Origin of the sequence: Umezawaea endophytica (assembly GCF_025061645.1) — a bacterium.
GTDB lineage: Bacteria > Actinomycetota > Actinomycetes > Mycobacteriales > Pseudonocardiaceae > Umezawaea > Umezawaea endophytica.
Genome location: NZ_JANYMP010000021.1, coordinates 145,506 through 169,633 on the forward strand (window position 1 = coordinate 145,506; position 24,128 = coordinate 169,633).

At 70.9% G+C, this 24,128-nt stretch carries 17 protein-coding genes; 10 read left to right on the plus strand and 7 right to left on the minus strand.

Annotation, left to right across the window (positions count from 1 at the left end):
- Position 1: 1 nt before the first annotated feature.
- The 6 genes from NZH93_RS34730 (at position 2) to NZH93_RS34755 (ending at position 9,632) form a co-directional block, all read left to right on the plus strand.
- A complete protein-coding gene (locus NZH93_RS34730; RefSeq protein WP_259627520.1) occupies positions 2-1,060 on the plus strand; it encodes a GDSL-type esterase/lipase family protein in 1,059 nt (352 codons plus the stop codon).
- Between the two features lie 392 nt (positions 1,061-1,452).
- Positions 1,453-2,550, plus strand: coding sequence for a hypothetical protein (locus NZH93_RS34735; protein WP_259627521.1), 1,098 nt, complete (start codon positions 1,453-1,455; stop codon positions 2,548-2,550).
- A 10-nt stretch (positions 2,551-2,560) separates the two neighbouring features.
- Positions 2,561-3,376, plus strand: a complete 816-nt coding sequence (locus tag NZH93_RS34740) for an ACP S-malonyltransferase (RefSeq protein ID WP_259627522.1) — start codon at positions 2,561-2,563, stop codon at positions 3,374-3,376.
- Positions 3,377-3,388: 12 nt separating this feature from the next.
- Positions 3,389-6,937 carry an SDR family NAD(P)-dependent oxidoreductase gene (locus NZH93_RS34745; RefSeq protein WP_259627523.1) on the plus strand — a complete coding sequence of 1,183 codons (3,549 nt, stop codon included), beginning with the start codon at positions 3,389-3,391 and terminating at the stop codon, positions 6,935-6,937.
- The gene (locus NZH93_RS34750) at positions 6,937-8,274 is read left to right on the plus strand and encodes an MATE family efflux transporter (protein ID WP_259627524.1); all 1,338 of its coding nucleotides are present in this window, start codon (positions 6,937-6,939) and stop codon (positions 8,272-8,274) included. Before NZH93_RS34745 ends, NZH93_RS34750 begins: the two co-directional genes overlap by 1 nt.
- Entirely contained in the window at positions 8,271-9,632 is a 1,362-nt protein-coding gene (locus NZH93_RS34755; protein WP_259627525.1) for an amino acid adenylation domain-containing protein, read from the plus strand. The genes NZH93_RS34750 and NZH93_RS34755 overlap by 4 nt, the downstream gene beginning before the upstream one ends.
- Here NZH93_RS34755 and NZH93_RS34760 read toward each other — a convergent pair.
- The gene (locus tag NZH93_RS34760; protein WP_259627526.1) at positions 9,629-10,180 is read right to left on the minus strand and encodes a GNAT family N-acetyltransferase; all 552 of its coding nucleotides are present in this window, start codon (positions 10,178-10,180) and stop codon (positions 9,629-9,631) included. The two genes, NZH93_RS34755 and NZH93_RS34760, sit on opposite strands and share 4 nt — an antisense overlap.
- Before the next feature lie 26 nt (positions 10,181-10,206).
- Between NZH93_RS34760 and NZH93_RS34765 the strand changes: the two genes are divergently transcribed.
- Positions 10,207-10,719 carry a GrpB family protein gene (locus tag NZH93_RS34765; protein WP_259627527.1) on the plus strand — a complete coding sequence of 171 codons (513 nt, stop codon included), beginning with the start codon at positions 10,207-10,209 and terminating at the stop codon, positions 10,717-10,719.
- A 3-nt stretch (positions 10,720-10,722) separates the two neighbouring features.
- Here NZH93_RS34765 and NZH93_RS34770 read toward each other — a convergent pair whose 3' ends face one another.
- Positions 10,723-11,169 (minus strand): Lrp/AsnC family transcriptional regulator, encoded by a 447-nt coding sequence (locus NZH93_RS34770; RefSeq protein ID WP_259627528.1) that lies wholly within the window; start codon positions 11,167-11,169, stop codon positions 10,723-10,725.
- 92 nt (positions 11,170-11,261) lie between these two features.
- Here NZH93_RS34770 and NZH93_RS34775 point away from each other — a divergent pair, with 92 nt between their 5' ends.
- Entirely contained in the window at positions 11,262-11,687 is a 426-nt protein-coding gene (locus NZH93_RS34775) for a nucleoside deaminase (protein WP_259627529.1), read from the plus strand.
- A gap of 9 nt (positions 11,688-11,696) precedes the next feature.
- Here the strand turns inward: NZH93_RS34775 and NZH93_RS34780 are convergent, their stop codons facing one another.
- The 3 genes from NZH93_RS34780 to NZH93_RS34790 form a co-directional block, all read right to left on the minus strand.
- Positions 11,697-12,341, minus strand: a complete 645-nt coding sequence (locus NZH93_RS34780) for a dihydrofolate reductase family protein (RefSeq protein ID WP_259627530.1) — start codon at positions 12,339-12,341, stop codon at positions 11,697-11,699.
- Between the two features lie 78 nt (positions 12,342-12,419).
- Positions 12,420-13,667 carry a GGDEF domain-containing protein gene (locus NZH93_RS34785; protein ID WP_259627531.1) on the minus strand — a complete coding sequence of 416 codons (1,248 nt, stop codon included), beginning with the start codon at positions 13,665-13,667 and terminating at the stop codon, positions 12,420-12,422.
- Positions 13,668-13,986: 319 nt separating this feature from the next.
- Positions 13,987-15,219, minus strand: a complete 1,233-nt coding sequence (locus tag NZH93_RS34790; RefSeq protein WP_259627532.1) for an MFS transporter — start codon at positions 15,217-15,219, stop codon at positions 13,987-13,989.
- 155 nt (positions 15,220-15,374) lie between these two features.
- Between NZH93_RS34790 and NZH93_RS34795 the strand changes: the two genes are divergently transcribed.
- Complete coding sequence (locus NZH93_RS34795; RefSeq protein WP_259627533.1) at positions 15,375-16,181, plus strand: polysaccharide lyase; 807 nt, start codon at positions 15,375-15,377, stop codon at positions 16,179-16,181.
- A gap of 3 nt (positions 16,182-16,184) precedes the next feature.
- On the opposite strand, the gene NZH93_RS34800 is transcribed toward NZH93_RS34795, so the two are convergent.
- Complete coding sequence (locus tag NZH93_RS34800; protein ID WP_259627534.1) at positions 16,185-17,744, minus strand: FAD-dependent monooxygenase; 1,560 nt, start codon at positions 17,742-17,744, stop codon at positions 16,185-16,187.
- A gap of 55 nt (positions 17,745-17,799) precedes the next feature.
- On the opposite strand from NZH93_RS34800, the gene NZH93_RS34805 reads away from it, so the two are divergent.
- Positions 17,800-18,513, plus strand: a complete 714-nt coding sequence (locus NZH93_RS34805; protein ID WP_259627535.1) for a TetR/AcrR family transcriptional regulator C-terminal domain-containing protein — start codon at positions 17,800-17,802, stop codon at positions 18,511-18,513.
- 98 nt (positions 18,514-18,611) lie between these two features.
- Here the strand turns inward: NZH93_RS34805 and NZH93_RS34810 are convergent, their stop codons facing one another.
- Complete coding sequence (locus tag NZH93_RS34810; RefSeq protein ID WP_259627536.1) at positions 18,612-23,807, minus strand: PDDEXK-like endonuclease domain-containing protein; 5,196 nt, start codon at positions 23,805-23,807, stop codon at positions 18,612-18,614.
- Positions 23,808-24,128 lie beyond the last annotated feature (321 nt).

The window sequence follows — 24,128 nt, forward strand, 5'->3', positions numbered from 1 at the left end:
GATGCATCCGCTAGCGCGCCGGTCACTGGCCCTCCTCGTGGTGTTGCCCCTCCTCGCCGTCCTCACGGTGGTCAGCGACCACCGCTTCGCGGCACCTCCGGGGCCCGCCCGCGACGCGCCCACGGCCATGGTGGCCATGGGCGACAGCACCATGTCCGGGGAGGGCGCGGGCGACTACGAGCCCGGCACGGACGGCGAGAACGGCGACTGGTGCCACCGCTCGCGCAAGGCCACGATCAACAAGACCGTCGTGGCGGGCATCGACCGGACGTTCAACCTGGCCTGCTCCGGCGCGAACTCCGAGGCCGTCGGGCTGACCGACAAGTTGCAGAACACCGAGCAGTCCCAGGCGAAGCGGCTCGCCGCCATCGCCCGCGTCAACCGCGTCGCGGTCATCGTGGTGGCCGTCGGCGCGAACGACGACCCGCGGTTCTCCGACGTCCTCAACCGGTGCGTGCAGGCCTGGTTCGAACGCGGCCTGGACTGCACGGCGACGCTGTCCGACGACTGGCGCGACCGGGTGGACCGGATGGTGCCGAAGGTCGAGAAGGCGTTGCGGGACATCAGGAAGGTCATGGACGACGAGGGCTACACCGAGCGCTCGTACTCGCTCGTCGTCCAGTCCTACGCCTCCCCCGTCGCCCCCGGCGTACCCGGCGACCTGCAAAACCTCGCGGGCTGCCCGCTGCGGACCGCCGACATGGCCTGGGTGCGCGACACGGGTGTCGGCGTGCTGGCCAAGGGCATCAGGACCGCCGCGACCCGCGTCGACGCCCGCTACCTCGACCTCACGCAGGCTGGCGCGAAGCACGAGGCGTGCACGGGCGGCCCCAAGCCGGAGAGCGAGTGGTTCACCCGGCTCACGGTCGACTTCGACGGTCTCCGCGACGAGGCCCGCGCCTCGCACGCCTTGCAGGAGTCCTTCCACCCCAACGCCCGCGGCCACGAGCAGGTGGGCCGGTGCCTGACGGACTTCCTCGGCACCAGCGCCAGGACCGCCACCTGCGTGGCCGACGACAAGGGCGATCTGAGGGCCGAGACGAACCCGACGGCGGACTAGCCCGCTTCGCGAACACGAAGCGATCCGCGCCCGCTCGATAGGGGTCGGGGTCGCGGCCATTGGGGAACGGGCTGTGCCGAACGGCCGCAGACCTCGCCCGCGCCGTTCCCCGTCGACGGCCGCGCCGTGCGGACTTCCGCACCCGCGGTGAACTGCCCGAACGGGATGGCCGCTCCGAAAAATGCGGAATCCCGCACTCCGCCCGCCATTCGGATGGAAACTTCTCAGCGGTCCGGTACTCCTTCCGCCTTTCGTCGCAACCAGTCCTCCGGTCATGTGGATATCGCTATTAGCCGCCCCGGCCGGGCGTGTGCAACCGTTCACAGGAACTCGCACCACGGCCTCATCGTCGCGGCCACCCCTGGTCAGGACCCCCTGAAGAGGTCGAGGTCATGCGTACCCTGCTGCTCTTCGACGGTCTCGGTGGCACGAACGACACCGTGGTCGCCGCGCTTCGCGAACTCCGTTCCCGACCCGAGAACGCCGCCTACTTCCACACGGTGTTCACCGTTCTGGACGACGTCCTGAAATACATCGGAAACGATACGCGCGACGCGGTGTTACCTAGCGGAATCTCCCTGAAACAATGGCTCGACTCGGACTTCCCCGCCGCCGCTCTGCGCAATTCGATCGTCGCCGGGATCTGCGTGCACGTGTGCCAGGTCTGCCACCTCCAGCCGACCGGGTGGAGCGCGGACGACGTGGTCGTGGGGGCGCTCGGGCACAGCATCGGGCTCCAGGCCGCGGTCGTCGCGGGGATGCGGGTCAGGCGGCTGGACGAGTTCCTGGCGCTGGCGGCGAGTTCGCTCAAGCTCGTCGCGCTCAGCCTCGTGCGCGGGCACCAGCTCGACGAGGCGCGGGTCGCCAGTCCCGAGCTGGTGAGCCGGTACCTGGCACGGGACGGCAAGGGGCGGGCGCCGAGCCCGATGGCGTCGCTCACGGGCATGTCGCGGCACGACCTGACCAGCGCGGTGCGCCGCTTCGACCGGGACGGCGGGCTCTCGGTGAGCCTGGTCAACTCCCCCACCGCCCAGGTGCTCAGCGGGTCGACCGCGGACCTGCTCGACTTCTACTTCGCCCACGAGGACGTGTTCACGCGCGAGCGGGTGAGCTGGGCGTTCCTGTCGAACTCGATCCCGTTCCACAGCTCCAAGCTCGCGCCCGCCGCCCGTCGGGTCCGCGACGACCTGGGGTTCATCGGCCCGATGCCCGGCGCGGACGCGCTGAAGGTGCCCGTGTACGCGACGGACGCGCCCCGCGACCTGCGGGGGTCGACCGACCTGGTGCAGGAGTTCCTGGACCAGGTGCTGGTGCGGCCCATCGAGTGGGAGCTGGCGGCGGGTCACGCGATCGGCGACGCCGGGGTCGAACGCGTGGTGGATTGCGGTCCCGGTCCCGGCGCGCGCCGGTTCACCCGCGAGTGCCTGCGCGCCGACGCCCGTCCCGTGCGCTTCGAGTCCGTCCAGCAGTTCTCCCGCCGAGCCCGTTAGGAGCACCGCCATGCGTTGTCTGCTCTTCCCCGGTCAGGGCGTGCAGCGGAAGGGGATGGGGGCGGAGCTGTTCGCCCGCTTCCCGGACGCCACCGCGCTCGCCGACGAGGTACTGGGCTACTCGATCGAGGAGCTGTGCGTCCGCGACCCCCAGCGGCGCCTGCGGGACACCCGCTACGCCCAGCCCGCCGTGTTCTTCGTCAACGCCCTGATGGGGCTCGCCGTCGAGACCGGTCACGACTTCTACGCCGGGCACAGCCTCGGCGAGTACAACGCGCTGGTCGCGGCGGGCGTGCTGGACCTGGAGGCCGCGCTGCGGCTGGTCCGGCGGCGGGCCGAGCTGATGTCGGAGATCACCGGCGGCGGCATGTCGGCCGTGCAGGGCGTGCCGGTGGCGTTCGTGCGGCGCGCGCTGATCGAGACCGGGCTGACGGGCGTGTTCGTCGCGAACCTCAACGCCGACACCCAGACCACGATCGCGGGCGACCGCACGGAGGTCGCGGTGGCGGCGAAGGCCATCGCCGCGCTGCCCGGCGCGCGGGTCGTGCCGATCAACGTGAGCGGCCCGTTCCACACCCCGCTGATGGCGCCCGCCGAGGCCCGGTTCCGCGAGGTGCTGGCCGGGTTCGAGTTCCGCCCCGCCCGCGTGCCCGTGGTCTCCGGCGTCACCGGCGAGGTGTTCGACGGCCCGGACCTGCTGGCCCGCCAGCTCTCGTCGCCGGTCGAGTGGGTGCGCGCCGTCACGACGCTGCGCGCGGCGGGCGTCACCGCGTTCGACGAGGTCAACGGCACGACCCTGGGTTCGCTCGCCGGCAAGATCGCCTGAGGAAGGGTTTTCATGAACACGGACATCGCGATCGTCGGCGTCTCGGTCGACGTGCCGGGAGCCCGCGACCTCGACGCGTTCTGGCGGATCATCAGCACGGGCTCCAGCAGCGTCCGCCCGTTCCCGCAGGACCGGCGGCAGAAGCTCGACCAGTACATCCACTACCTGCGCGCCACCAGCATCGACCCGTTGAACGAGCCAGACATCGACTACCACAACGGGTCGTTCCTCGACGAGGTCGACACGTTCGACTACGCGGCGTTCGGGATGAACCCGCGGCAGGCGACGCTGACCGACCCGCACCACCGGATGGTGATGCGGGCGATGTTCCTGGCGTTCGAGGACGCCGGGTACTCCGCGGACCGGTTGCGGGGCAGCAGGACCGGTGTGTTCGTCGGGTTCGCGGTCAACCCCGGCTCGACGTACCTGGACTACATCTGCCGGATCGACCCGACGGTGGGCCAGCAGGCGATCACCGGGAACATCCCGACGATGCTGGCGAACCGGCTGTCGCACCTGCTGGACCTGCGCGGCCCGAGCCTGGTGGTGGACACCGCGTGCTCGGCGACGCTGGTCGCGGTGCACCAGGCCAAGAACGCGCTGCTGGTGGGCGACTGCGACCTGGCCGTGGTCGGCGGCGCGCGGATCGTGTTCGCGCCGGTGAAGCACCCGCACTCCAACATCGGCATCGAGTCGTCGGACGGCGTCACCCGCACGTTCGACGAGGCGGCCGACGGCACCGGGTTCGGCGAGGGCTCGGGCGCGGTCGTGCTCAAGCGGATGGAGCAGGCGCTCGCCGACGGCGACCAGATCTACGCGGTCCTCAAGGGCAGCGCGGTCAACCACGACGGGAACACCGAGGGCATCACCAACCCCGACTCCGACTCGCAGGCCGAACTGCTGCTCGCCGCGTGGCGCAACGCCGACGTGGACCCGCGCAGCATCGGCTACTTCGAGGCGCACGGCACGGCGACCCGCGTGGGCGACCCGATCGAGCACGAGGGCATGAAGCGGGCGTTCGCGAAGCACACCGACGACCGCGGTTTCTGCGCGGTGGGCACGGTCAAGGCGAACGTCGGGCACCTGTTCGAGGGCTCGGGCGTGATCGGCCTGATCAAGGCCATCGCCGTGCTGCGCAACGGGATGATCCCGCCGCAGGCGAACTTCGCCACCCCGAACCCGAAGCTCGACTTCTCGTCCGGGCCGCTCTACGTCCCCACGACCCTGCGCCCGTGGGAGTCCGACGGTCCGCGCCGAGCGGGCGTGAGCGCGTTCGGGCTCGGCGGCACCAACGCGCACGCGGTGCTGGAGGAGCACACGTCCGGGGAACGGCCGGTGCCGTCGGAGGGCGAGGTCCTGGTCACGCTGTCCGCCGCCACCCCGCGTTCGCTGACGTGGCTGGTGGAGCGGTACCTCCGGTTCATCGACGGCGGCGGGTTGGCCGACGCTGACATCGCCGACATCGCCTACACCACACGGGTTTCGCGCAGTTCGCACCGGCACCGCGTCGCGGTCCTCGCGTCCGATGTGGACGATCTGCGCCGAGGGCTGGCGGAACTGCTGGTCAACGGGCAGCGGCCGATCACCGGTCCGCTGGCCGCGCGGGCGAAGGCGTACCTCGCGGGCGGTCCGGTCGACAGCGCCCCGCCGGAGGACCGCGCGCCCCGGATCGTCCGGCTCCCCTCCTACGCCTTCGACGAGACGCTGGCCTGGATGGAGTTCCCGGACACCTGGCGGGCGCAGTTGTCGTTGGCCACCAACGACGAGCGCCACCCGGTGACCCACGACGTCGAGTTCCAGCCCACCCCGGCGCTGCCGAGGACCGGCGTCCCCGACGGCGCGTCCGTGCTGGCGCTGGTCGACCCGGACACCGACGCCGAGGCGTTCCTCGCGACGGCCGACCTGGGCGCGGCGCGGGTGCTGCGGCTGGGCGAGGACTTCACCGCCGAGTCGTTCGACGACGTCGCCCGGCTCGTCGTCGACGAGGACGTCACGCACGTCGTGCACGCCCTCGCGTTCGAACCCGCGCCCGCCACCGAGGTCGAGGAGGTCGAGCGGCGCACCGCGAAGAACCTGACGAGCCTGTTCCACCTGTCGAAGGCGTTGATGGCGGCGGGGGTGAAGGTCGACCTCGTGGTGCTGACGCGGACCGCGGTGTGCGCCGAGGAGGGCGACACCACCGCCGTCACCGAGAACGCCGCGCTGGTCGGGTTCGGCAAGGTCATCGGCCGCGAGTACCCGTACATCAAGGTGAAGCACCTCGACGTGGACACCGCGGTGCCCGGTCCGGCGCTGGCGGCGGAGGTGTTCTCCGGCGAGCACGGCCTGTTCCTGCTGCGCGGCCCCGACAGGTCGCGCGAGGTGTTCGTGGAGGTGCCCGACGTCGACACCGACGGCCCGGAGACCTACCTCAAGCCCGGCGGCACCTACCTGATCACCGGCGGCACGGGCGCGCTCGGTCTCGCGGTGGCGCGGTCGTTCGCCGAGAAGCGGCCCGACATCACGCTGGTGCTGCTCAGCCGGTCCGGGATGCCGCCCCGCGACGAGTGGGACGACCTGCTGGCGGCGGGCACGGCGACCAAGCGGATCACCACGGTCCGCGACCTGGAAGCGCTCGGTACCAAGGTGTTCGTGCGCTCCGCCGACGCGGGCGACCCGAAGGCGCTCGCGGCGGCGGTGACCGGGATCCAGCAGGACCACGGGCGGATCGACGGCATCGTGCACGCCGCCGGGCTGCCCGGTGGCGCGACGCTGATGTTCCGCCTGCGCGAGGACTTCGACGAGGTGGTGCGGGTGAAGCTGCACGGCGCGTTCGTGCTGGACGAACTGACCCGCGACGACCGACCCGACTTCGTCGTGCACTTCTCGTCGGTGGCCTCGGTGTTCCCCGCGCCCGGCCAGGCCGACTACGCGGCGGGCAACTACTACCTGGACAACCTCGCCCGCTCGCAGGCGGGCGGGTCGTGCCACGTCGTCGCGCTGGACTGGGTGGCGTGGAAGGAGATCGGCATGGCCGTCGACCACGGCACCAACGGCGACACCATGTTCAAGGCCCTCCCCACGTCCGTCGGGCTCGACGTCGTGGACGCCGCCCTGCGGTCGCGCAGGTCCAGGCTGTTCGCCGGTGAGCTGAACTACCGGGGCGAGCTGATTCACCTGCTGCGCTCCTACGACGTGCCGCTGTCCGCCGACATCGACGCCAAGGTCGAGCGCGAGATGCACGCGCTGGAGGAGCGGCTGCTCAAGGCGTCGGAGAAGATCAAGGCCACCGTCGCCGCCGTGCAGGTCGAGCTGAAGGGGCGGGAGAACGGCGAGTACACCGACGTCGAGCAGTCGGTGGCGCAGTGCCTCGCGCTCGCCTTCGGCTACCCCGCGCTGGACGTCGAGGCCGACTTCTTCGAACTCGGCGGCGACTCCATCATGGCCGCCTCCGTGGCGAGCACGATCGCCGTCCGCCACGGCGTGCACTACGACGTCGCGGACCTGCTGGCCGACCGCACGATCTCGGAGATCGCCTACCACGTCGAGGAACTGGCCGAGTTCGCGGAAGACGTCGCCTGATGACCGACATGACCACGGGGCCCGAGCTGCGCAGGATCGTCGGCTTCGCGCTGCCCCTGACCGCTGCCAACCTGCTCCAGCAGGGGTACGTGCTGATCGACGGCATCCTGGTCGGGCACTACGTCGGCGTCGACGGCCTCGCCGCCGTCGGCGTGGCGGGCCCGATGTTCTACCTGCTCAACGCGATGTTCATCGGACTCGGCACCGCGTTCACCATCCGGCTCGCGCACCTGCGGGGCGCTCGGCAGGACGGTGAGCGCCGAGGCGTGGTGATCGCGCTGGCACTGGTCACGGCGGTGTGGTCGGCCGGGTGCGTCGCGCTGGCGACGCTGCTGGCCGGTCCCGTGCTGTCGGCGATGGGCATCCACGGGAAGCTGGCGGAGGACTGCGCGCTGTTCTTCGGCACGCTGTCCATCGGCTTCCCGGCGATGTTCGGGCTGGCCGCCGTCAGCGCCTACCTCCGCGGGCTCGGCGACTCGCGGGCGGCGATGTGGGTGCAGGGCTTCGGCAACGTGGTCAACATCGTGCTCGTCTGGTTCTTCCTGTCCGTGCTGGGCCTGGGGATCGGCGGCGCGGCGCTGGCGACGGTGATCGCCAGCGCCGTCGCGCTCCTCGTCGGGCTCCTGGCCGCTCGGCGGCTCTACCCGTTGGGGCGCAAGCAGTCCGAGCCCGCCGTGCGCCGCGAACTGGTCGACGCGGTGCGGCTGGGGTTCCCGTTGGCCAGCCAGCACATCATCCTCGCGGTCGGGATCATGGTGCTGGTCTGGATCATCCAGTCCTACGGGACCGTCGTGCTCGCGGCGTTCACCGTGGTGTCCCGGCTAGAACTGTTCACCGGCATGCTGTTCCTGGACTTCTCCGGCGCGGTGACCGCGTTCGTGGCGCAGAACCTGGGCGGCGCGGACCGGGACCGCGCGCGGCGGGGTCTCGTGCAGACGCTGGGGCTCACGGTCGGGCTCACGGCGGTCGTCTCGGCCGTCGTGCTGCTGGCGCGCGGGCCCATCGCCGGGCTGTTCACCGCCGACCCGGCGACCCGCGAGCTGACCGAGCGGTACGTGCTGATCATCTACCCGTTCCTGGTGCTGTACACGGTGATGGTGGTGCTGCACGGGTACCTCAACGGGGCTCGGCGCACGACCGCGCCGCTGGTCTGCACGCTCATCGCGTTCGTCGTCGTCCAGGTCCCGTTCGCCTACCTGCTCAACGGCCCGTTCGGCATCGACGCCGTCATGTGGGCCGTGGTCGCGGGCTGGACGGCGGGCCTGACCTACACCGTGCACTGCCTGCGGGACGTGCTGTTCGCGCGTCCCGCCGTCGAGCTGAAGGGCGCGTCGTGATCACCGAGAGCACCGTCCAGGCCGAGTTCCACGGCGGGCGCTCCCGCGTCGGCCCGCTGACGTGGGGCCAGCAGGGCACGTGGGACGGCATCCACGAGTGGCTGCCGCAGGTGAAGCCGTTCTTCGTGCTGACCCGCTGGCTGCCCGTGCCGCTGCTGCTGTCGGTCGGCGACGTGCTGGAGCAGATCAGCGAACTGCTGCTGCGCCACGAATCCCTGCGCACGTTGTTCCACGCGTCACCGCGCGGCGACGCCACGCAGGAGGTGCTGGCGTCCGGCGCCCTCGACGTGGCGGTGTTCGACCGGCCCGCCGACGACCCGGTCGACTTCACCGACATCGTGACCGACTGCCTGGTCCGCGCGGGCGCCACGGCGTTCGACCACGACCAGGAGCTGCCGATCCGGATCTCCCTGGCGCTGCACGAGGGCATCCCCGTGCTGGTCGTCCTCGGCGTCTCCCATATGGCCGCCGACCACACCGGCACCGAACTGCTCGTCGCCGAACTCACGGCCATGCTCCAGGCCCGCGCCGACGGGAAGCCCGTGCCCGCCCCGAAACCGTCGGTGCAGCCGGTGGACCTGGCCACCCGGCAGAACTCGCCGGACGGCCAACTGCTCAACGTCGAGGCGATGCGGCACCTGCGCGAGCACGTCGCGCGGATGCCGCCACCCGAGCCCGCGCGGGCCGTTCCACTGGAACCGCGCTTCGTGCGCGGCGAGATCGAGTCCGGCACGCTCCCGGTGGCGGTCCGGGCGGCGGCCAGGCGACTGCGGACGACCACGTCCGTCGTGCTGCTGTCGATCACCACCGGCCTGCTCCACCACCTCTGCACCGGCCCGGTGTACCGACTGGACGTCATGCAGAGCAACAGGTTGGACCCCGACCTGTTCGCCGCCGTGACGACGCTGAACCAGGCCGTGAAGACGGTGGTGGACCTGGACGCCGCGGACTTCGACGAGGTGCTCCGCCGGTCCGCGGCGACGATGGTCGCGGCCAAGCGCCACGCCCGTTACGACGGCCGGCTGGCGGCGGAGGTGCTCCGCGACGTCCACCTGCCGCCGGGCTGCCAGGTCAACGACATGTGGTCCACCCTGCCCCGCGCCCGCACGACGTCCACCGCGGAGACCACGGTCGCGTGGCCGGAGCGAACGGCGCACGAGGACATGGCGTTGTACCTGGACACCGGCGGGACACCGGATCGGATGCGCCTGTCCCTGATGGCCGACACCGCCCTGCTCCCACCGGACGGCATCCGCGCGTTCCTGTTCGCCTTCGAGGCACTGGCGGAGGAGTTGGCCACCGGGGACGTGCGGCTGGAGCGGTTCGGGGAGGTGTTCGCCGGGGTCCCGGTCGACTAGGGCAGTTCGTCCTCCAGCAGGGCGTAGATCAGTTCTTCGCCCCACTCGCCCTTGAAGATGTCGTTGTGCCGGAAGTGCGCCTCCTTGCGCATCCCCAGCCGTTCCATGAGCTTGATCGACGGTGTGTTGCGGCCGTCGCACCGGCCGATGATCCGGTGCAGCCCCAGGTTCGTGAAACCCAGTCGCAGCGCCACCCCGGCCGCTTCGGTCGCGAACCCGCGACCGCCGTGGCCGGGGTGGAAGACGAAGCCGAACTCGCCCTGCCGCCACTCCTCGTGCAGCCACTCGACGTGCACCTCGCCGATCACCTCGTCGGTGTCGCGCCGCTGCACGGCCAGCGTGAACGACTCCCCCACCGCCGTCGGCCACGGCACGGCGATCTTCGCCTCCAGCGCGACCCGGCTCTCCTCGCGCGTGCGCGCCGACCAGTACAGGTACCGCGCGACCTCGGACAGTGACTGCCAGGCGTGCACCGCGTCGAGGTCGTCGATCGTGAACGGGCGCAGCACCAGGCGTTCGGTCGTGATCGGGAAGTCGGGTTTCACCACCTCCGCAACCTACTAGGCTGTCCGGAATGCCGATCGACTTCTCCGACCCCGACCCGTCCTGGCCCGCCGAGGCCGCCAGGAGCACGGCCGAGCTGCGGCCGCTGTTCCCGGTCGTCGAGCACGTCGGCAGCACCGCGGTCCCCGGCCTGGCCGCGAAACCCGTGATCGACCTGATGGCGTCCACACCGGACCTCGCAACCGTCGACGAGAACGCCCTCACCGCGCTCGGCTACGTGCGGGAGGAGACCGGGATGCGGAACCGGCTGTTCTACGGCCGCGACACCGACGGCGTCCGCACGCACCACCTGCACGTCGTCCCGGCCGAGGGCTGGGACACGCGCAACGAACGCCTGCTGCGCGACCACCTCCTGGCCCACCCGGAGGCCGCCGCGGAGTACGGCGAGCTCAAGCGCGTCCTGGCGGCCACCGAATCGGACGGACTGGCTTACACGAAGGGGAAGACGGCGCTGATCCAGCGGTTGATCGACCGGGAGCGCGAGGCGCGCGGGCTGCCCGCGAGCGACGTGTGGGAGGACTGAGCGTCACGGCTCGCGCGGGCCGCGGAACGGGAGCGTCTGGCTGTAGACGAGGTTGGTGTTGGTGTCGCCGAAGAACGACAGCGCGTTGACGACCCGCTCCAGGTGCGGCATCGAGGTCGCGGCCACCTTCAGCACGTAGCAGTCGTCACCGGTGGTGCGCAGGCACTCCAGCACCTCGGCGCGTTCCTCCAGCAGCCGGTGGAACGGCTCGTGCCTGCTGCCGGAGTGCTTGAGCCGCACCACGGCCAGCACCGGGTAGCCGAGGCGGTCGAGGTCGACGGTGGCGCGGTAGCCGGTGATGACCCCGGCCGCCTCGAGGCGCTTGACGCGCTCGGTCGTCGCGGACGCGCCCAGGTTGACCCGCCTGGCCAGTTCGGTGAGGGGCACGCGGCCGTCGTGCTGGAGTTCCGCGAGGATCAGCCAGTCGGTCGCGTCGAGGGTCTCGGCCATGGCGCGAACCTACCGGGGAATCCCCGGCGAAGAGGGTCCAACGCCGGGGATCACCTCTTCACCGCCGCGACCGCGAAACCTAGCCTGGTGTGGTGGACACCAGCGAAGAACACCTCCTCCGACAGGCCATCGGCCTGGCCCGCGCGGCACGGGAAGCGGGCGACCCGCCGTTCGGCTCGCTGCTCGCGGCGGCCGACGGCACCGTGCTGGCCGAGGAGCGCAACACCGTCCTGTCCGACGGCGACATCACCGCGCACCCGGAGCTGAAGCTGGCCCGGTGGGCGGCCCGTGAACTGGACCCGGCCACGGCCGCGGCCACCACGATGTTCACGAGCTGCCAACCGTGCGGGATGTGCGCCGGGGCGATCGACCGGTCCGGGCTGGGCCGGGTCGTCTACGCCCTCTCGACCGAGCAGCTCTTGGCGCTCAAACCCGGCGGCGGGTTCCCCGGCTTCCGCCAGGACGGCCCCGCGCTGCTCGACGAGGCGTCGGCCGTGGTGGACGGCTTCTACACCTAGTCCACGGCCTCAGCCCTCGTGCCCGAGACCGCGGTCAGGCTCGCTCATGTCCCCCGTTCCGGGTGTGCCGTCGGCGAGCCCGTACCGCAGGTGCACGGTGCCCGTCGGGGTGGCCACCGGCGGTTCGAGCAGGGTGAAGTTCGCGGGCACCGCGCCTTCGCCGAACACCTTCTTCCCCACGCCGAGCGCGATCAGGTGCACCCAGAGGTCGAGGCGGTCGAAGAGCTTCTCCCGCAGCAGGGTCTGCACGAGGTTCAGGCTCCCCACCACCTTCACGTTCTCGTGCCGGTCGCGGACCTCCCGCACGGCCTCGACCAGGTCCGGCCCGAGGTGGTGGGACCCGGCCCACGAGAGGTCGGGAGTGCCGCGGGAGGCCACGTACTTCGGGACGCGGTTGAACAGCTCGGCGATCCCGCCCGCCTGGCTGTCGTCCTGGTGCGGCCAGTAGCCGGCGAACACGTCGTAGGTCCGCCTGCCCAGCAGCAGAGCGTCCGTGCCCTCGTACGCCGCCGCGATCTGGGCGCCGGCGACGTCGTCCATCAGCGGCGCCTGCCAGCCGCCGAACGGGAACCCGTCCGGGTCTTCCTCCGGCCCGCCCGGCGCCTGCCCGACGAGGTCGAGGGTCGCGAACATCTCGATCTGGATGAAGCCCATGTCCAACTCCCGGTGAGGTCGTCACAACTGTCGGGAGCTAGACCCTCGAACACCGCGAAACTCATCGCGGCCGCGCGGTCAGTCCACCGCGTGCGTCTTGCGGGCCGACGGGGCCCAGCGGAGCCTGCGGTGCGTGCCCGCGAGTTGCACCTGGTCGCGGCCGAGGCGTTTCGCCTCGTACAGCGCGGAGTCGGCCGCGGCCAGGACTCCTTCCAGGGTGTCCTCGTCGATCTCCGGCCAGATGGCCACGCCGATGCTGACGCCGAGGCCGGTGACGGTGCCGCCCAGGCAGTCGTCGATCACCAGGCCGAACACCTGCGCGCGGACGCGTTCGGCGATGGCCAGTGCTTCGGCGCGTTCGACCATGGGGAGCAGGACGGCGAACTCCTCGCCGCCGAACCTGCCCACCGAGTCGCCGCGGCGGACCGAGCCCGCCAGCGTCGACGCGATCTCGCGGAGGACCGTGTCGCCGACCTGGTGGCCGTAGCGGTCGTTGATGTCCTTGAAGTGGTCGACGTCGATCATGAACAGGCCCATGGTCGACGGGGTCTGGCGGTCGCGGGTGCGCTGGAGCTCCAGCCTGGCTTGCAGGTGCCACGACTCGGCGTTGAGGAGCCCGGTCTTGTTGTCCGTTCGGGCAGCCAGCTCCAACTGGTGGATGAGCACCGTGCGGTGCAGCGCGACGGCCGCGACGACCATCGGCAGCGCGAAGCCGGGCCACCAGGCCACGGCCAGCGCCACGAACGCGCCGAGCGCGAGCTGGCCGACTTCGAGGAGGTTGTCGGCCCCGCTGCCGAGGGCCTCGCCGATCTTGCGCAGCTTCACCGTGATGGCGATGACGACGCCGACCAGCAGCGAGTTCACGCCCCACTGCGCGGCGGCCGCGCCGACGATGCCGACCAGGTCCAGCAGGCCGGACGGCGTGCCCGCCAGCAGGTGTTCGCGCAGGCCGGAGGCGTGGGAGACGCCGTTCGCGGCCAGCGCGGCGAGGATCATCATCGACACGGTGAACACGCACCGGTGCGGTGGCCGCGACGCGTCCCAGCGGCCGACCACCCACCACCGGTGCAGGTAGATGACGATCACCAGGAGCACCGCGGGCAGCGGCGGCAGGACCAGGGCCCCCGCGAAGATCCAGATGCTGCACAGGTCAACGTGCGGCAGGTGGCTGTGGTCGCGGCGGATGCGCTCGATCCAGCGCGAGAAGTGCAGGTGCGCGGTCGCGCAGGCGGCCAGGACACCCGCGATGACCCACGAACGGGCGGGCACGGGGCTCAGGGCGCACAGGAAAACCCCTACTGCCGCGCCCAGGTCAACCAGTAGCACGTACGCCAATGCCCGTGCGGGCAGGGACCATAGTGACCAGCGCGCGACGTGCCTAGCACCCCCGGCCTCGGCCGGAGCGTCCGCGCGATGTCCCATGCCCGTTGCCACCTCACGACGCGTAGTCCTGGCGGCGACCAGGACCAACGGACCGTGACGGTAATCGTGACCAGGGGCGATGTCAGCCGCTGCGGGGGTGACACGACGACGGGAGGTGATGACCGTGCGCGACAAGATCTGGTGATCCCCCACCCCGCCCGAGCCGTGTGCCAGGGAAAACAGGGAGGTGGGCCGACATGCGCGACAAGATCTGGTGACCCGGTCAACCCTCGGTAGTCGTCACAGCAGGCCCGACACGCGACCACGAGGTGGCCGCGGCGAGCGCGAGTACCGTTCCCGCGGCCCCCGCGGCGGCGATCGTGCCCACGATCGTCCCGCTCCCCTGCGCCACGAGCCCGCCACCGGCCACGCCGAGCCCCTGCGCGGCGACCAGGCTGGTGCGGGCGAACCCGAGCGCCTGCCCCCGCTGCCGGTCCGGGACCAGGCGGACGAACGTCGCACCCGCCGTGACCTGGTACGCGCTGAACGCGCCGGACAGCGCGAGCAGCGCGACGGCCACCCCGAACCCCGGTGCCGCGAGGTACCCGACCAGCGGCAGCGCGGTGCCGACGGCGAGCACGCCGAGCAGCCGCACGCGCGTGCCCGGCGGCACGAACCGCAGCAGCAGCGTGCCCACGACCATGCCGATCGGGTCGGCCGCCAGCAGGACGCCGACTCCCGCGACCCCGGCGCCGACGTGCTCGGAGAACGGTGCGGCGAGCCCTTCCGGGACGACGCTGAACGTGGCCAGGCAGCCGAGCGCGATCAGCACGCGGAGCCTGCGGTCGTGCCACACGAGGCCCGCGCCCGACCGCACCTGCGTCCACCACAGCCCCGCGGCCTGCCGGTCCGACGGCGTCAGCGACGCGGGGCGGGCGAGCAAGCCGAACCGCAGCAGCAGGGCGGACAGCGCGAACGTCACGGCGTCGACCGCGAGCGCGCCGGACGTGCCCAGTCCCGCGACCACGAGCCCGCCGCCCGCGAACCCGACCAGCAGGCCGACCTGGTGGGTGATCAGGTGGATCGACTGGCCCGCCTCGTACCGCCGGTCGCCCAGCACCAGCGGCAGCAGCGCCCCCTGCGCGGCGGCGAACGGCGGCTCGGCGAGCTGCACGAGCACCAGCAGGCCCGCGACCAGCGGCAACGGCGATCCGGGCAGGGCCATCACGGCCACCAGCGCGGCCCGGACGAGGTCGCTGCACACCATCACCGTGCGGCGCGGGTACCGGTCGGCGAGCCCGGTGAGCAGCACCCCGGACAGCAGGCCGGGCAGCATCGTGAGCGCGTAGGTCAGCGCGGTCCACGCGGGCGAGCCGGTCCGCTGGAACACCAGGATCGACAGCGCCAGCCGGGCGAGCTGGTCGCCGACGATCGACGCGAGCGAGGCGAACCAGAGCACGCGGAACTCGGCGACGGCGAAAGCCGCTCGAAAGCCGCCCCCGGCGTCCCCGCGCATGGTCATCACCGTGGCAGACCCGATCACCCCGATCCAGCGGTTCACATTCATGAACTTGAATCACGGTGTTGAACTTGTGGTCTAGACCGTTTACGTTTCCTCCCACGCCGCCGGACACGGGCAACGGAGCCCGCACCCCAACGGAAGGAAGACGGATGGGAAATCTGACTTCTCGGCTGCTCAAGGCCCTGCTCGCGGTGACCGTCTCGGCCGGGCTGCTCTCGTCCGCCACGGGAACGGCCGCCGCCGCGCCCGCCCCGTGGTCGGGAACGTTCTCCGGGTTCCCCTCCTCCTCGTGGCGCGGCGCCTGGGGGATCGACGGCAGCGGCGAGTTCGGCTTCGGCAACATGAAGGCGAACGGGAGCACGCTGGACGTCAAGTACGGCAAGGGTTCGTCCGCGCCGTCGTGCACCAACTGCCCCACGTCGGGCGGCGGGCAGTTCTACCAGGACCTCGGCAAGAACGGCCACACCGACTTGCGCAACGCCACCACGCTCTACCTGAAGTACGACCTCCGCTTTCCCAGCGGATTCGACTTCGGCCTCGGCGGCAAGCTGCCCGGCCTCTACGGCGGCAAACCCGGCGAGGCGAGCGGCGGCAACCACGGGCAGGCCTGGTCGACGCGGTTCATGTTCCGCAACGGCAGCAAGGGCGAGGTCTACGTCTACACGCCCGCCGGTGACGGCTACGGCAAGGACATCGGCCTCGGGTCGTGGAACTTCGCGCCCGACGGGCAGACGCACACCGTCCAGCAGTCGGTGAACAGGTCCACGGGCCAGATCACCGTCTGGTACGACGGCGCTCAAGTGCTGTCGAGCAAGTCCGCTCCCGGCATCTCCGGGATCCCGTTCAAGGGCGTGTTCTTCTCGACGTTCTTCGGCGGGCACGAGACGAGCTGGGGCCCGAAGAAGGAAGTGCACGCGTACTTCTCGAACTTCAAGGTCAGCACGACGAAGCTCTGATCCTCAGCCCCGACCCGGTGTCCCGACCGGGGTCCTGGCCAGCACCTGGTCCAGGACCCCGGCCAGGAACCGCGCCGGGTCCGGGCTCGGGGTCGTGGTCCGCATCGCGACGATCCCATCAGGACGGACGAGCACGGCCCCTTCCTCGGGGAGCCACGGGACCGCGACGCGGTGGGCCGGGAGGCCGACCTCCGCCGCGGCGGTGAGCCAGTGCCCGCCCGCCAGCAGGGTCCACCGGGACGCGACCAGGTCGAGGGTGGAGACCCCGTCGACCCACGCGTGCGGCACCCGTGATCCGGGCGATCCGTCCAGCACCAGGTCCACAGTGGACGGGAGTTCCGGCCGGGGGTCGACTACGGCGGCCGAGTCGTAGCGCTGGCCGAGGTGCACGACCGGCGCGGCCCACACCCCCGCAGCCGCCCGCGCCGCATCGGCTTCGGGTCCTCTCCCCCAGTGCAGCGCCGGGTCCGACTGCCTGCGCATCGCCTGGTCCACGGTCGCCGCGGCGACCGGCTCCCGTTCCTGCGCGTAGGTGTCCAGCAGTGCGGCACCGGCCTCGCCGTGGTGGACGGCGGCCAGCTTCCACGCCAGGTTGTGCGCGTCGGCGACCCCGGTGTTGAGGCCGAACGCGCCCAGGGGTGACACGGTGTGCGCGGCGTCGCCGACGAGGAACACGCGCCCCTCGGTGAAGTGGTCGGCCAGCGCGCTGCGGGGACGCCAGGGGAGCACGCTGCGCACCTCGACGTCGAGGTCAGGATCGCCGACCGCCGTCCGGACGACCGCGGCGCAGCGCTCGGGGGTGAAGTCCTCGGGGCGCTCGCCCGCGTCGACGTGGAAGACCCAATTCGTCTCGCCGTCCACGGTGACCAGCAGGCCGGGCGCGTCCGGCGTGGTGATCGTGCAGGTGGCGAAGGACATCCCCCGCAGGTGCGGCCGGAGGTCGGCGCGGAACAGGATGTTGATCATCGACTTGCCCAGGTCGCCCGCCCCGGACGTGCCGATGCCGAGCGCGGTCCGCACGGTGCTGTGCGCGCCGTCCGCAGCCACCAAGTACCCGCAGCGCACGGAGTAGCGGCCGTCCGGCCCGTCCAGTTCGACGTCGACCCCGTCGGCGTCCTGCGCGAGGCCGACCAGTCGGGTCGACCAGCGCAGGTCAGCCCCGCGCCGCGCCAGGTCGTCGGCCACGACGGCGTCGAGCCGGTCCTGCGCGCAGACGCCGCGCAGCCGGAACGGCGTCACGTCGAGTTCGGTGGTGGACGGGACCGGCATGGGCACGGTCACGACGTCGCCCGCGCCCATCTCGACGACGGTCCGCGCCACCGCCTTGCCCGCCGAGCCCCGCAGGTCGACCGCGACGGCGTCGACGGCCGCGTCGAGCCCGAGTTCGCAGAGGACCTCGACGGTGCGCGGCCCGATGCCGGTGGCGCGCGGGTGGACCGACGGCCCGGCCCGGCGTTCGACGAGCGCCGCGCGAACGCCGTGGTGGACGAGCAGGGCCGCGGTGAGCAGCCCGACGCTGCCGCCCCCGACCACGAGCACTTCTGGATACGCCGTTTCCGTCATGGATACACCGTAGCCAGAAGGTAGGATGCCGGTCAACGAGAGAGGAACCGCCGCGATGACCGACCCCGCCCCGCCGTCGGTGTGGACCCGACCGCGCCCCGAACCGCGCCGCCGTGCGCCGGGGGTGGACCAGTTCGTGGCCGCCGCCCTCGCCGTCGCCGACGCGGAGGGCCTGGCGGCGGTGTCGATGCGGCGAGTCGCGGCCGACCTCGGCTCCGGGACGGCCTCGCTCTACCGGTACATCACCAACCGCGACGAACTGCTGGACCTGATGGTCGACGCGGCGCAGGGCGAGGACCCGCTCCCGACGGCCGCGGCCGACTGGCGAGCCGACCTCGGCGCCGTCGCACACGGGTTGCGCGCCGCCCTGCTCCGGCACCCGTGGCTGGCGGGCGAACTGACGGGCAGGCCGTCACTCGGCCCCAACTCGTTGCGCCGGGCCGAATCCGCGCTGCGCGCCGCCGTCGCGCTCACGCCCGACATGACCCTGGCCTCACAGGCCGTCGGCCTCGTGCGGGCGTACGTGCTGGGCTCGGTCGCCGCCCAACTGGCCGCCCTGCGCGCGGAGCAGCGCACCGGCCTGTCCAAGGAGCAGTGGCAGCACAGCATGGGTCCGTACGTCAGGGAGGTCATCGCGGCGGGTGACCACCCGATGCTCGCCCGCCGCGTGCACGAGGCCGACGAACCCGAACCGGACGCCGAGTTCGCGTTCGGCCTGGACTGCGTGCTCGACGGCCTCGCGGCCCGCATCGGCGGTCAGCAGGAGTAGCGGTCCACGGTCTCCGAGTGGATCTGAAGCCGCCTCCTGGCCCGCACCGCAACAGCCGACATCAGTCACCCAGACCACCTTCGCCTGGTGTCACGACATCAGGATCGCAGCGCCTGAACAGCGGCGAAACGGTTCTTGACGTTGTCGGTGAGTCGCTTCAGGCCCAGCAGTTCCAGCACGGCGCGCTGCAGTGCCTCCTCGCCCCTTTGCCCGTCCCGCTCGGCGACGAGGTGGAGCAACGCCGCCAGCTCGCTCGGAGGGACTTCCTCGAAGGACCTCGGTCCCACGTGGCGCATCCGCACCTCCGGCTGGCCGGGCAACCGGTACGTGCGTGGCTTGACACCGCTCTCACCGAGGGGGTTGTCCTCAAGAAGGCGCCCTTCGCGCACCGCTTGGGCGATTGCCTTGTTCAACTCGCCCGCGACCAGTTTCGTGACCCTGATGGAGCCCGAGGATCGGACGTAGGCGGTGTGCAGCCGGCTGCCCAGCACAGGCCCTTCGGCTTCGACGAGACGCACAAGTCCGTCGAGCAGATCCCGTCGTGATGCCTCGGCTACCTGGACCACGGTCCCCGTGAACGTTCCGTATGCGGCAAGTGCGGAACCCAGCGCCTGTTTCTCGACGACCACGGGTGGCAGCTCTTCGTGGTGCTCCACGGCCACCGGTACGAACGGTTCTGGGAGGTTCACGGGCACCACGAACTCCGGCACCACGACGGCATCGACCACAACGGGGGTGCGCACGACCTGCGCCGGAACCGTGGGCTCAGCGACACCCGGTTCGGGCGCTGTCGTCACCGAAGTGTGCACTGCGGCTGGCACAGGTGAACTCGCCACCACGGCCGACGGGTCGTTGCGGTCCGATATCCACCCGGAGGGGTGAATGTCGAGCTCCTGCAATGCGTCCCAGAGTCGCGCCATGACCGCAGGCCGGTCAGCGTAGAACTCCGACTCGCGGATGCGGAAGAACGTCCAGCCGCACCGCTCCAGGTCGCGCTGCCGGGCCATGTCGCGCTCGTACGCGTCGGGCCCGTGCCACGCGTCGCCGTCGCACTCGACCGCCAGTCTGGTCTTGCCGCCCACGACTACCAGGTCGATCCGGTAACCCTCGGCCGGGAACTGCGGTACGACGCTGTAGCCGCGGTCGACGAGGCGGTTGAAGACCCGCTGCTCGAACAGCGAGTCGAAGGGCTCCACCTTCCGGTCCTCGGGCACTGCCGTGTTCCTGGCGTCGTCCACGCCGTCCACGTGCCCGGACAACGCGTAGCAGTAGTCCAACAACTGGAACCGCATGTCCTCGGGGTTGCCGAGGTCGGACAGGCGCAGGGAGTGGAACACCCACATCTGGTCCTTGCCGCGGGACGCGGCGACGTTGAAGCGCTGGACGTACAGGTCCTGGGTCAGCGCGCCAATCCGCTTGCCGGGCTCCGCAGCCTTGACCATGGACAGGAACATCACGTTGCGCTCGGAGCCCTGAAAATCGGCCGAGTCGCCGCACCGCAGGTCGCGGGCCTTCCACTCCTCCGGAGGAATGCGCTCCAGCAAACGCTTCTCGATCCTCTTCGCCTGGGCGCGGCCCAGCAGCGACACGACGCCAAACGTCATGCCGTCGTACCTCGGGTCGGCAATGCACTTCTCGATCTGGTCGACGATGGCGTCGGCCTCGGCCGGGTTGACCTTGTCGGTCACCCCGCGCTCGTAGCCGTTGTCGAGGAACACCGGCTTGATCGGCTCCAGGCGGTCCGCGCCGTACTGGCGAACGGGCACCAGCCGGATGCCGTCGGGCTCATAGGCGATCCGGTTCGAGAAACCGATGATCTCCGGCACGCAACGGCGGTGCTCTACAAGCGTGGTCATGCCCTCGAAGCGCATCTTCGCCTCGTCGAACAGGCTGCGCTTGGGGTCCTGCCACGACGCGCGATAGGGGTCGTCCCACAGGTACTGCTCGGCGAGGTCGCGCAACTGCTGCTGATCGGTGCCCACGGCCGTGGGCGAGACCTGCTTGTCATCGCCGATAACCACGATCTTGGGAGCGAGAAAGTGGAGGAACGTCGCTTCCAGTCCCGCCTGGGACGCCTCGTCGACGATCACGACGTCGAACATGTCCGGCTGGACGCGAAACTGCTCGGCGATCCGGTAGACGGGCATGATCCACACCGGCACCGCGGGACGGCAACGGTCCATGGCCGCCTTGATGTCAGCCCGGCGCTGGTTCGCGTAGACACCGGTGCCCTTGCCGAGCAACTTGACCAGCTGCGCGTACTGGAGCAGGTCGGCACGAGCCTTGCCGGACAGTCGTTCCGGCGAAACGGCGTGTCCCCAAGCACGTTCGGCGGCCAGCCGCTCGACCTGACCGCGCACCTGCTCCTCGACGTGCAACACCTCGCCCTGGAGGGCGTTGACATCCTCGACACCACTGCCCAGCACCCACGACCGTGCCACGGTCCACGCCCACGCGGCGTCCCAGTCGGCCAACTTCTCCGCCCAGGTCGGGTTCCGGGGTTCCGCCGACACCGCCTCGTACAACCGCGGCAGCCGGCTTGCCAGCGTCGCCGCGACCTCATCCCGACGACGCGCCAGCCCGACGACCTCGGTCAGCCGAACCAGCCTTTGGTGCGCGACGGCGTACGACTCGTGGTCGCGTTCTGAGACGGCTTGCGCCAGGTGCTTCACGCACGGCGCGGCTTCCGCCCACTGCGCCACCTCGGCGATGGTCCGCACGACCTCCAGCAGCGGCACGGTCGCGGCGGTGCGTGCGTCGGACGCGGCGGCGGCGTCGACGAGTCGGGCGTAGGTCTGGACCGCGTCGAGGTCGGTCCAGTTCGGACGCGGTAGGCCGAGTCCCGCCAGTCCGCGCTCCTCCTCTTCGAGAGCCTCTCCCAGCGCCAGCACGCGGCGCAACTGCTTCAGCTCGGTCACGTGCCACTGCAGCCGCTCGTTCAACGTGTCCTCGGCGGGGATGTGCACCGAGTCGGGCCATGCTCGGTCCAGCGCGTCCAGCGTCCTGCTGGCGTCGGCCCACACCAAGAACACGTCGAGGTGGTCGGCACTGGTGGGCGGGAGACCGTTTACCCTTGCCGCTTGGAACAAGGGCTGGGCCTGCTTCACTGCCTTCGGGGCGAACGTCCCGGTTTTGGGCGAGCCGTCCGGGTTGATCTTGAGTTTGCCGTCGTCTCCAATGTGCGCGCGGAGCGCGCCAGCCAGGGCGACGAGCACGCCCATGTCGGCGGGACCGACCCGCACGTCGGTGAGCGGGCCGAGGCGGTCCACGAGGGGACCGACGCGCCCGACGAGCTGGTCGACCTGGCTCCCGCGCGACCGCCAGTGGTTCGCCCGGCCTACGAGCACGTCGTACAGCGCTTCGTTCATCCACTGTTCGCGCCGCCGCGACAGGTCCTCGGCCTCCCGCGCCAGGCCGTTCAGCCGTCGCCGCAGCACCGTCCGCGTGGACTGGTCCAGGCGGCGGACTGCGTCGAAGGCTGTGTGCTGCGTGAGGTTGCCGTGCCCTTCCTCCGCTGAGATGGCCTGCCGCTCTGCGGTCACCAGCGCGGAGAACGCCTCGGGGGAGGGCACCTCCGCGATGGGCAGCAGCTTGAGCCGCGATTCGGGCTCATCGGCGTTCAACGCGTCGTCAACGACGTTTCGATGCCACTCAGCGATGTCACTCGCGGGGACCGGAGATGGGACGACACCGCTCACGGTGGTCAGGTCGGCCACCCAACCGAACCGCTCCCGCTCCGCTTCCACGCGCTGTGCCAAGGCGGCGAGCGTCCCCCGGTAGTCGCCGACCTCGTGCTCGGCCACCTCATCACCGCGTGCGTCGAGCAGGCGCCGGTACAGCCCCGCCCGGCGCAGGCGGAGTTCTTCGATCGCCGCGACGTGGTCCTCAATGGCCCGGTGTGCGGCCTCGGCGTCGTACTCACCGGATACATGGCTGATCCGCTCCACGGCGACCTTGAGGTCCGCCAGATCCGAACGCGAGGAGCCGACGACCGAGACGGCCAGCGGTGCGATGGCCTCGGGCAGCTTCGCCCGCACCTCCTTCAGTGCGCGATCGGTGTGCGCGGTGACGAGCACCCGCTTGCCTTGCGCAAGGAGGTGGGAGAGCAGAGCGGCGACAGTGTGGGTCTTGCCCGTTCCGGGCGGGCCTTGAACGAGGGTTTGAGCTTTCCCGTCGACCTGAGTGAGCACACGCAACTGCCGGTCGTTGACCGGCAACGGTAGGAAGAGGTCCGCGTCGAGTTCCACCAGAGCGCCGGCCTCTGGCGAGCGTTCCGCGGTCGGCCGGTGGTCCGGGTCGACGAGCGGGAGCAGCCCGTCCGGGACCACGCCCGATTCGCCGAGCTGCACGGCGATCGAGTCGAGGATGTCGACGATCCCCTGCCGTGAGCGCCTGCGCAGGATGACGGCGGGCGCGAACGCCGCCACGGCGTGCGTGCCCGGCTTCTGCGCCTCGTCCTCGTCCAGGTAGGACGCGTCGCCGTCGAGGGCGTGGACCAAGCGCCGCAGCACGCCGCCCACGACTTCGCGGTGCAGTACCGCGGCGGTGACCTCACGGGCCTCATTCCTGATTTGCACGACGTGCGGCGGATTGGCCACGCGACCTGGATCAAGCATGTCCAACTCGACGTTCAATCCGTCTGCGACCTCGGCCTGCTGGAGGGTGAGGCGCCCTGTGGCGTCATCGAAGTGGATCGCTGCGCGCACGGTGGCGAGGTGCCGCCGCACGACGTAGTGGCCAGGAGGCGACCATGACAGGCAGCCGACGCCGACGACGAGTTCGAGTTCCTCGGCGTGCCCGGTCGCGGTGACGTAAGCGGAAAACAGGTCGTTGTAGACGTTCCGCGCAGGTCGATCGCTCCGCTCGCGCTCGGCCCACGCCGACCAACGCGCCTCCCACTCGGCATGGGCGTCGCGGACTTCGGGCGCGTCATCGAGTGCAGTGCGCTGCCCCTCTTCACCGATCGACTCTCGGAGACGCGGCGGAGCACTCGGGTCGTCCCACTCCCCTGCCAACCAGGGCCGCAGGTCCGCTTCCGGTTCAGGCGGTTCCTGGTGCGAGACCCGGTCGACCACGAGCAAAGGGCCACCGGGCTCGGGTGCTTCCTCACGATGTGCGGCCTGGACGGAGGGGTGGTCGGGCAACTGGCCGAACCACAGCACCGAGTCGTAGCTGTCGGTGGTGCGGGGCGAGTTCGACTTGAGCTGTTGGCTCCGCGCGAGGAACTCGAAAAGCCGTACCGCTCTGTCAACCGCAGCACCCTGCGGATTCGGAACAGCGCCGTTGTCCGCCACAGTCGTCCCCCTTCCTCACCACCAAACTGATCAAGCTGCTCATCGCCGACAGGACATGTGGCGATACAGCCGACACCACACCGTTACGAAACAGGCCGAAGGAGCCCAAGAGGTCCTGACGGAACGTCGACTCGACCGGGCGGCCCCATTTATGACCGAGGCTCACAACACGCTGGGTGCGGAGGCCACACATTGTTTGCCGCCACCGGAGCCACGCCTGCCTGATCCCACGTGGGTCCGAAAATCTCTTCGGAGCGAAGGGTGCTCCACCGATCGGCTCGGCGATATTGCCTGGTGAATACCTTCACCGCCTGCATGTCG